General features: G+C 69.3%; 9 protein-coding genes. 4 read left to right on the forward strand and 5 right to left on the reverse strand.

From position 1 onward, the window contains the following. Nucleotides 1–2: 2 nt before the first annotated feature. Nucleotides 3–569 (reverse strand): hypothetical protein, encoded by a 567-nt coding sequence (locus QTH87_RS24705; protein ID WP_286612895.1) that lies wholly within the window; start codon nt 567–569, stop codon nt 3–5. Nucleotides 570–587: 18 nt separating this feature from the next. After that, on the reverse strand, nt 588–1514 hold the full coding sequence (locus tag QTH87_RS24710; RefSeq protein WP_444812839.1) for an alpha/beta fold hydrolase: 927 nt from the start codon (nt 1512–1514) through the stop codon (nt 588–590). Between the two features lie 163 nt (nt 1515–1677). Between QTH87_RS24710 and QTH87_RS24715 the strand changes: the two genes are divergently transcribed. Next, nucleotides 1678–2181 (forward strand): hypothetical protein, encoded by a 504-nt coding sequence (locus QTH87_RS24715; RefSeq protein WP_286612896.1) that lies wholly within the window; start codon nt 1678–1680, stop codon nt 2179–2181. Nucleotides 2182–2204: 23 nt separating this feature from the next. On the opposite strand, the gene QTH87_RS24720 is transcribed toward QTH87_RS24715, so the two are convergent. From QTH87_RS24720 to QTH87_RS24730, 3 genes are all read right to left on the reverse strand, one after another. After that, nucleotides 2205–2606 carry a hypothetical protein gene (locus QTH87_RS24720; RefSeq protein ID WP_444812840.1) on the reverse strand — a complete coding sequence of 134 codons (402 nt, stop codon included), beginning with the start codon at nt 2604–2606 and terminating at the stop codon, nt 2205–2207. A gap of 116 nt (nt 2607–2722) precedes the next feature. Further along, the gene (locus tag QTH87_RS24725; protein ID WP_286612900.1) at nt 2723–5083 is read right to left on the reverse strand and encodes a cytochrome P450/oxidoreductase; all 2361 of its coding nucleotides are present in this window, start codon (nt 5081–5083) and stop codon (nt 2723–2725) included. A gap of 8 nt (nt 5084–5091) precedes the next feature. Continuing rightward, nucleotides 5092–6063, reverse strand: a complete 972-nt coding sequence (locus QTH87_RS24730; protein ID WP_286612901.1) for a Bug family tripartite tricarboxylate transporter substrate binding protein — start codon at nt 6061–6063, stop codon at nt 5092–5094. A gap of 91 nt (nt 6064–6154) precedes the next feature. On the opposite strand from QTH87_RS24730, the gene QTH87_RS24735 reads away from it, so the two are divergent. The 3 genes from QTH87_RS24735 to QTH87_RS24745 form a co-directional block, all read left to right on the forward strand. Continuing rightward, the gene (locus QTH87_RS24735; RefSeq protein WP_286612902.1) at nt 6155–6958 is read left to right on the forward strand and encodes an IclR family transcriptional regulator; all 804 of its coding nucleotides are present in this window, start codon (nt 6155–6157) and stop codon (nt 6956–6958) included. An 87-nt stretch (nt 6959–7045) separates the two neighbouring features. Beyond that, the gene (locus tag QTH87_RS24740; protein WP_286612903.1) at nt 7046–8590 is read left to right on the forward strand and encodes a phospholipase D-like domain-containing protein; all 1545 of its coding nucleotides are present in this window, start codon (nt 7046–7048) and stop codon (nt 8588–8590) included. A gap of 77 nt (nt 8591–8667) precedes the next feature. Next, a partial coding sequence (locus QTH87_RS24745) for an alpha/beta fold hydrolase (RefSeq protein WP_286612921.1) occupies nt 8668–8810 on the forward strand: 143 nt, incomplete at its 3' end.

Genomic DNA, 8810 nt, shown 5'->3' on the forward strand with positions numbered 1-8810 from the left:
CATCAGCCCGCCGGCTTGTCGTCGCGCGCGATCACCGCGGCGCGCAGTGCGTTGTAGCGCGCGACGAAGTTGACCAGCACGCTGGCGGTCCACGCGAAGGTGAAGATGCCCGACATCGCGATGATCGGCGCGACGATCCGCCAGTTGCTCGGCAGCGAGAAGGGCTGGCCCAGCGCCGTGTAGCAGTTGGCCGCGAAGTAGGCGGCGCGCGACCAATCCGGGATGATGCCGCGCATCACCAGTGCGCCCGACCACAGCATCACCTCGCCGAGGTGCAGCGCCAGCAGTGCGAGCACCGACACGGCGAACAGCAGGTCCGCGCGCCACAGCGCGTGGCCGCTCGCCCATTGGGAGCGCTTCAGAAAGGCATGGGTGATGAGCCGGATCCAGAAGGCGTGGAACATGATCACCAGCACCAGCGAGATACCGCCGAAGAGCAGGTCGGCCACCGGCAGCGCCTGGCCGAGGGCATCGACCGCGAGGCCGGTCTCGCGGATCGGCAGCTCGGCCATCATGCCGACCGAGGGCTCGGGCGCGGTATCGATCTTGGGAAGGCGTTCGTCTGCCATCGGCGCCGTGCGTGGTCTCTAGGGGGTGCTGTCGAGGAAGGTGCGCACGGCCTTCACCGTCGCCTTCGGATTCTCTTCCATGATCCAGTGGCCTGAATCGGGAACGATGCCCTCGGTGACGTTGGTGGCGGCGGCGCGCATCACGACCGCCATCGTGGGGCCGAAGGATTTCTCGCCGCCGAGCGCCAGCACCGGCATCTCGAGCTTGCCCTGGGCCAGGAAGGCCTTGTTGTCGATCGCGTCCTGGTCGAAGGCCGCGAACTGGGCAAAGCCCGAATGCATCGCACCGGGCCGCGCATAGAGCTTGGCGTAGTGGCGGCGCGAGGCCTCGTCGAAGCGCGCCGGCGTGGCCGAGAACTCGTTCCAGAAGCGGTCGAGGTAGATGCGCTCGCGGCCTGCCACGAGGCGCTCCATGTCGGGGCCGCCGAAGCGGAAGTGCCACAGCAGCGGGGTCTTGAGGATCTCCTCCCAGGGTCCGATGCCGGGCAGCGGCGCATCGATCAGCACGAAGCGGCCGACGCGATCGCGGTACTGGGCGGCGAAGGCATAGCCCACCATGTTGCCGATGTCGTGCGTCACGAGGTCGGTGCGCGCGATCTTGAGCTGGTCCAGCAGCTGGGCGATGTCGCGACCCTGGGTCTTCTTGTCGTAGCCGCCGGCCGGATGGTCCGACAGCCCCATGCCGCGCAGATCGGGCACCACCACCGTGTGGTCGCGCGCGAGGTCGGCCGCCATCAGTGCCCACATGTCGCCGGTCTCGCCGTAGCCATGGATCAGCGTGACCGCGGGGCCCTTGCCGCCCACGCGCACGTGCAGCGTGGCGCCGTCGACGCGGACTGCCTGCGTCTTGAAGCCTGCCGGAAATGCGGGCATCTGGGCCTGCGCGGTCGCAGCCGCCAAGCCGATGCCCACGCCGACGGCCACCAACGCAAACACGCTCTTGATCCTGGACATGCGGGCTTCTCCGGTAGTTGGAAGGTGAGCCGCAGCAGCGGCAGCCGCGCAGTCTAGTGCCGAAGTCCGGTCCGCGGTGGGCATTTGTTCGACGGCCGCACAGCCCGTCGTCCGACAGGCCAGCCGTCGCCGCAAGCGTCACACTACGGCCATCATGCCGAGCGCCCGCCGATTTCCGTTCCGCCTCGCGACCGCCACCCTCGCCGGCGCGCTGCTCGCGGGCTGCGCCAGCGATCCGACCAACGTGCCGATGGGCGTGAGCCGCGAGCAGGTGCTGCAGCAGGTCGGCAGCCCGACCGCCGTGTACCGGACGCCGACGGGCGACCGGCTTCAGTATTCGCGCGGGCCGCTGGGCTTCGCGGTGACCAACGTCGACCTCGACACGGCGGGTCGCGTGCGCTCGGTGCGGCAGGAACTGGACGAAGGCCTGTTCGGCAGCACCATCCGGCCCGGCGTCTGGCGCGTGCCCGACGTGCTCTTCACCTACGGACAGCCCTACCAGCAGACCCAGGTCACCTCGTTCAACGGCACGGTCTGGTCATGGCGCTACCTGCACATCAACAATCGGCGCTTCCTCTACATCTACGTCGACCCGACCGGCCGGGTCGATCACTACAACGTGGGCGACGACCTCGAGTCCGAACGCTGGCGCTGGTAGCGCCCCGCTCCGGCCCGGTTCGCTCAGAGGTCTTCGATCACCAGCATGCGATAGCGCTGCGCCATCGAATAGGGGCTGCGCCGCACCACCTGCATCATCCGCTCCGCCGTTTCCTCGTCGGGCGTCTTGACGAGCAGGCCGTGGTGGCCTTCCTTGGCGAGCTTGGTGTAGGCGCGCACGGTCGCGCCCTCGGTGCCGGCCGAGGGCAGCGGATCGTCGTTGTCGCTCACCGTCGGCGTGATCTGCGCGAACATCGCGGCGGGCGTGACGAGCAGCACCTCGCTGCCGTCGAGCGTCGAGGCGAGCTCCGTGCCGACCGAGACCGCCGTGGCCTGGTCCGGAAACATCACCATCGAATAGCCGGTGGGGTAGAAGGTGCCACCGATCGTGGCGAGCATCGACGGGTCGAGGCTGAAGTTCGTCAGCATGGCAGCATCCATTGGTTGGTGAACCTCGATGCTCGCGCGCAGCCCTGCGCGCGCGGGTAGGAATTGCCCGCCAGCCCGCGCAGGCTGGCGACGCTTCTCCGGCGACGGGCGCCTCAGAGCTCCAGCACCAGGCGGCCGTCGCAGGCGCGCGAGCAGCAGGCCATCATTCGATTGCCGGCTTCGCGCTCGGCACGGGTGAGCACCACGTCGCGGTGATCGATGCGCCCCGCCAGCACGCGCACTTCGCAGGAGCCGCAAAGCCCTTCCTCGCAATCGCTCTGGACATCGATGTTGGCCGCACGCAGCGCGCTCAGCACGGTCTGGTCCGCCGGCACCTGGACCACGATGCCGGAATCCCTGAGCTCGACCTCGAACGCATGTTCGCGCTCGGGATCGAGCGTGCCCAGCGTCGACTCGAAATGCTCCACATGCAGCGCCTCGTCGGGCCAGTGCGCGCAATGCGTCTCGAGCGCCTTGAGCATTCGCACCGGTCCGCAGGCATAGACCTGGGTGCCCGGCTCCGGCGTGGCGAGCAGCGCGGCGAGATCGTTGCGCCGGCCCTCGTCGCCTGCATGCACGCGAAGCCGGTCGCCGTGCAGCGCCTCGAGCTCGGTCAGGAAGGCCATGTGTGTGCGCGAGCGGCCGCTGTAATGCAGTTCGTAGTCGAAGCCGAGCTGGGCAGCGCGGCGCGCCATCGCGCTGATCGGCGTGATGCCGATGCCGCCCGCGATGAAGATGAGCCGCCGCGCGCCCTCATCGAGGTGGAAGTGGTTGCGCGGGCCGCGGATGCGCAGCCGGTCGCCGGGCCGGAGATTCGCGTGCACCCAGGCCGAACCGCCTCGGCTCTGCGGATCGCGCAGCACCGCGATCTCGAGCGCCTGCGGATCGGCCGGGTCGCCGCACAGCGAGTACTGGCGCGAGCGCTCCGGGTCCCCGCATTCGACGTCGATGTGCGAGCCGGGCGCCCAGCGCGGCATGGCGCGGCCGTCGGGCGCCACGAGGCGCAGCCTGACGATCCCGTCGGCCACCGGCGTCACGCTCTGCACCACCACGGGCCGCGTGATCGCGCCCTTGGAAGGCTCGCCGATGCGCACCCGGTGCGCCGTGGCCGGCTGCCGCAGCGCGGGCTGCAACCGCTCGGGGTTGTGCGCCGGGTCCCATTCGACCCAGAGATGCTCGGGCCCGCGGAACGAGGTGTTCGGCAGGTAGGAAAAGCGCTGCTCGGCCAGCCGCAGGTGCGGCAGCCGGCGCGTGAACTCCTCGAGGAAGATCTGCATCTCCATGCGGGCGAGGTTCTTGCCCATGCACTGGTGCGATCCGTAGCCGAAGGTGAGATGGTCGCTCGCGTTGTCGCGCCGGATGTCGAACAGGTCGGCATCCGCGAAGCGGGCTTCGTCGTGGTTGGCCGAAGAGGTCACGATCAGCAGGCGCGAGCCTGCCGGCAGGTCGACGCCGCCGACCTGCGTGTCGGCGGTCGTGATGCGGCGCCAGGCCGCCACCGAGCCGTTGTGGCGCAGGCATTCCTCGACCGCGTTCGGAATCAGGCTCGGGTCCTCGCACAGTTCGCGCCATACCTGCGGATGCTGCAGCAGCAGCTTCATCGCGTTGGCGGTGGCATTGGCGGTGGTCTCGTGCGCCGCCACGATGCCGGCCATCATCATCGAGTGCAGGTAGGAGTCGGTCACGACCTCCGGCAGCTCGCGCTGCCTGCGCAGGCCGTACTGCATCCACCCGCCGCCTTCGGGGTCCTGGCGCATCTTGTCGAGCACCTGGCCTGCGAACTGCCAGAAGTTGCCGACCGCATGCGCGACAGCGACCTGTTCCTCGGGCTTGGGCCGGCCCCAGGTGTTGACCGTGTGCGCGATCGAGTAGCGGCGCAGCGTGTCCATGTCCTCCTCGGGCACGCCGAGGAAGTGCAGCGCCACGGTCAGCGGGATCTCCCACAGCATCTGGTCGACCAGGTCGGCGCGGCCGTCGTCGATGAAGCGGTCGACGTAGTCGCGCGCGAGCTCGCGCACCAGCGGCTCGTGGTGGCGCAGTGCCTCGGGCGTGAACGGGTCCATCAGCGCGCGCCGGCGCGGCATGTGGGCCGGCTCGTCCTCGTTGACCAGCGTGCGGTTGAGCGCGAAGCCGTAGCTCGCGAGCACCGCGTTGGCCTCGGGGCCGGTGGGCGTGATCTTCTCGAGCGCGATCGAGGGGCTGAACGTGATGTTGTCGCGGAAGATGGCCTTGATGTCGTCGTAGCGCGTGACCACCCAGTAGCCCAGCTTCGGGCTCCAGAAGATCGGCTCGCGCTCGCGCGCCCAGCGCACGTACTCGGGCGGGTCCTGCTGATAGCCGTCCTCGAAGGGGTCGAAGTCGGCGGCGCGCTGGCTCACCGGGCAGCCGGTGGGCGTGCGTGCATCGGACAGCGCGCCGTGCGCCACCGGGCAGCCAATGGCGCGGCGCGGCGATTCGACGGATTCGGGATTCATCGCGAGTCTCAGTCGAGCGAGATCTTGAGGTCGCGAATGAGCTTCTGCCACTTGGCGCTCTCGCTCGCGAGCAGGGCTGCAAACTGGGCCGGCGTGTTGCCCACCGGCTCGACGCCGAAGTCCACCAGCCGCTGGTGCACGGCCGGCTCGTGGATGGCCGCCACCACCTGCTTGTTGAGCGCGGCGATGGTCTCGGGCGGCGTCGCGGCGGGCACCACCATGCCGACCAGCGCGGCGGCCTCGACGTTCTTGTAGCCCAGCTCGGCGAAGGTCGGCACGTCGGGCAGCTGCGGCAGGCGCGTGGCGTTGGCCACGGCCAGCGCCTTGACCTTGCCGGCCTTGATGAAGGCGGCGCCGGCCGCGAGGTCGACCATCATGGCCGGCACCTGGCCGCCCGCGACATCGGCCAGCGCGGGTGCCGCGCCGCGGTACGGCGCATGCACCATGAACAGGCCGGCCTCGGACTTGAGCAGTTCCATCGCCAGGTGGTGAGGGCTGCCGGCACCGGCCGAGGCGTAGTTGAGGCCGCCCGGCTTGGCCTTGGCCTGCGCGATGAAGTCCTTGGCGCTGGCGGTCGCGATGCCCGGGCCGACCACCAGGATCATCGGGAAGCGGCCCATCAGCGTGACCGGCGCGAGATCCTTGGCTGGGTTGTAGCTCAGCGACTTGTAGAGCACCGGATTGAAGATCAGCGTGCCGTTGTCGGCCGACAGGACGGTGTAGCCGTCGGGCGCCGAACGTGCCACCTCGGAGGCGCCCAGCGCGGTATTGCCACCCGGCTTGTTGTCTACCAGCACCGGCTGGCCCACTGCAGCCGACCAGGGCTGGGCGATCGTGCGGGCCAGGAAGTCGGAGCCGCCGCCGGCCGCGTAGGGAACCACCCAGCGGATCGGCTTGGTCGGAAAGCCCTGCTGCGCCATGGCGTTGGAACCCGCGAGCAACGGCAGCGCGAGCAGGCAGGTGGTCAGGAACTTGTTCATGGGTGTTGTCTCTTTTCTCGCGGGGTAAGTACGGATAGCGTAATTTTGGTACGCAATGCGTAATCAGGGTTCAGCATTTACCCTGACGCCCATGCCCAGTCCCGCCACCCCGCCCGCCAACCGCCGCCAGCGCGTCCAGTCCGCCGAGACCGGCATGGTGGTGCTCAAGGGCCTGGCGCGCATGGGCGGCCGCGCCAGCCTCACGGCGCTGGCCGCGCACGTCGGCGAAAGCCCTGCGAAGGTCCATCGCTACCTGGCCAGCCTGATCGAGGAAGGACTGGTCGCCCAGGACGGCGGCGCGCAGTACCACCTGGGCACCGAGGCAATCCAGATCGGCCTCGCCGCGATGCGCCAGGCCGATCCGATCCGGGTCGCCGAGCCCTCGCTGGTGCGGCTGCGCGAAAGCCTCGAAGTCACCTGCTTCCTTGCCGTGATGGGCAACAAGGGCCCGACCATCGTGCGCTTCGAGGAGCCGGCGCTGCCCGTGACCGTGAACGTGCGCGCGGGTTCGGTGATGTCGATGCTGTGGTCGGCAACCGGCCGCGTGTTCCTCGGCCTGCTCGACGAGGCCGGCGTGCGGCGCATGGCCGAGGCCGAGCTCGCCGAGGCGCCCCCGGAACTGCGCGCGACACTGGCCGCCAGGGACCCGATCGGCGCGCTGCGCCGGCAGGTCCGCCAGGCCGGCTGCGCGACCGTTCGCGACAGCTACCTGCGCGGCATCAGCGCAGTGGCGGCACCGGTGCACGACGCCACGGGGCGCGTCTGCGCCGCGCTCTGCGCGCTGGGAGCGAGCGGTGGCTTCGATCCCTCGGCAGACGGCGCGATCGGCAGCGCCGTGCGGCAGGAGGCGCAGGCCACCAGCGAGCGGCTCGGATTTCGCAAGGATGGCGCGTAGCCAGGCGGCCGACGACACCGCCCGGCTGCCGGATCGCTGGTAAAAACCGGTTGCCGCACGAACGCGGCCCCTCCAAAAAGGACGCCGGTGAACTTCGCAGGTCTTCTCGTCGGACTCGCCACGGTCGTGCTGGCAGGATGCGTCGGCCTGCCGACACGCCTCCCGGCCAGCGAGAGCCAGGCGCTCGAGGACGTGGCCGGCACCGCGCTCGCGCGCACCGTGGCGCGCAGTGCGCCACCTGGCGCCCTGCCGGCACTCACGGGCATCCGCCTGCTGCCGGAGGCGGACTTCTCTCTCGATGCGCGCATCGCATTGGCGCGCGCGGCGCAGAAATCGCTCGACGTCCAGTACTACCTGCTGGCCCCCGACGAAGTCGGGCTGCTGCTGCTGCGCGAATTGCGCCATGCGGCCGAACGGGGCGTGCGGGTGCGCGTGATCCTCGACGACCTCTACAACGGCGGCGAGCATGTCCTCTTCAATGCCTTCGCTGCCCATCCGAATGTCGAGCTGCGCATCTTCAATCCGCTGCCGGCGCGCAACGGCGGTCTGCTCACACGGCTGGCGTTGTCGCTGCATGAGTTCGGCCGCATCAACCACCGCATGCACAACAAGCTGTTCATCGCGGACAACAGCGTCTCGGTCTCGGGCGGACGCAACATCGCGCAGGAGTACTTCATGCGCGCCGCCGATGCCAACTTCATCGACATGGACGTGCTGGCCACCGGCGCCGCGGTGCGCGCGCAATCGGCCAGTTTCGACGCCTACTGGAACAGCGAGCACGTCTATCCGATCGGCCAGCTGGCGAGTTCGTCCCCGATGTCCCGTTTCGACTCGCTCGCAGTGGGCGCCGCACCCGATCCGGCGCCGCGCTCGCGCGACGTGCTGAACCGCAGCGCCGTCGCGCAGCAGCTCGCCGACGGCAGGCTCGATCTGGTCTGGGCGCAGGCCGAGGTCTACGCCGACGCTCCGGCCAAGATCGGCCGCAAGGATTTCGAATCGCGCTTCGCCGGCAGCGTGACCCAGCGCACGCTGGCGGTCATCGGCTCCGCGCGCTCGCGCGTGGTGATCATCTCGCCCTATTTCATCCCCGGCGACATCGGCATGGGCGTGATCGAGGACTCGGGCGCCCGGGGCGTCGTGACGGTGGTGCTGACCAACTCGCTCGGCGCCACCGACGAACCCCTGGTCTATGCCGGCTACGCGCGCTATCGCCGCGCGATGCTCGAGAAGGGCGTGCTGATCCACGAGTTCGGGCCCGGGTTGTCGCGGCAGAGCGCCCAGTACGGCAGCTTCGGCAATTCGACCAGCCGGCTGCACGCCAAGATGGCGGTGATCGACGGCCGCTGGATGTTCATCGGCTCGATGAACCTGGACGGCCGCTCGGCCAGCTACAACACCGAGATCGGCCTGCTGATCGACGGCGCCGCGCTCAAGGCGGACTTCGATCAGCTGAGCACGGACCGTTTCACGAGTGCCTATCAGGTACGGCTCGGCCGCGATGGCGGCATCGAGTGGGTCAGGCAGGACGCCGACGGCCGGCAGACCGTCTACGACGACGAACCCGACGCCGGCTGGTTCCTCGCCTTCAGGAACTGGTTGCTGTCGCCGCTGGTGCGCGAAGAGCTGCTGTAGCCTCTTCCGGCGCGATCGACTTGCGTCGCGGACGCCGCTCCCGCATGCTTCGCTTCCCACCTGGAGGAAATTGCGACATGCCTTTCATCACGACCCAAGACGACACCCGGATCTTCTACAAGGACTGGGGCAAGGGCCAGCCCATCGTTTTCTCCCACGGCTGGCCGCTCTCCGCGGACGACTGGGACAACCAGATGCTGTTCTTCCTGCATCAGGGCTT

This window comes from Variovorax jilinensis (genome assembly GCF_030316885.1).
In the GTDB taxonomy this organism is placed as follows: domain Bacteria; phylum Pseudomonadota; class Gammaproteobacteria; order Burkholderiales; family Burkholderiaceae_C; genus Variovorax; species Variovorax jilinensis.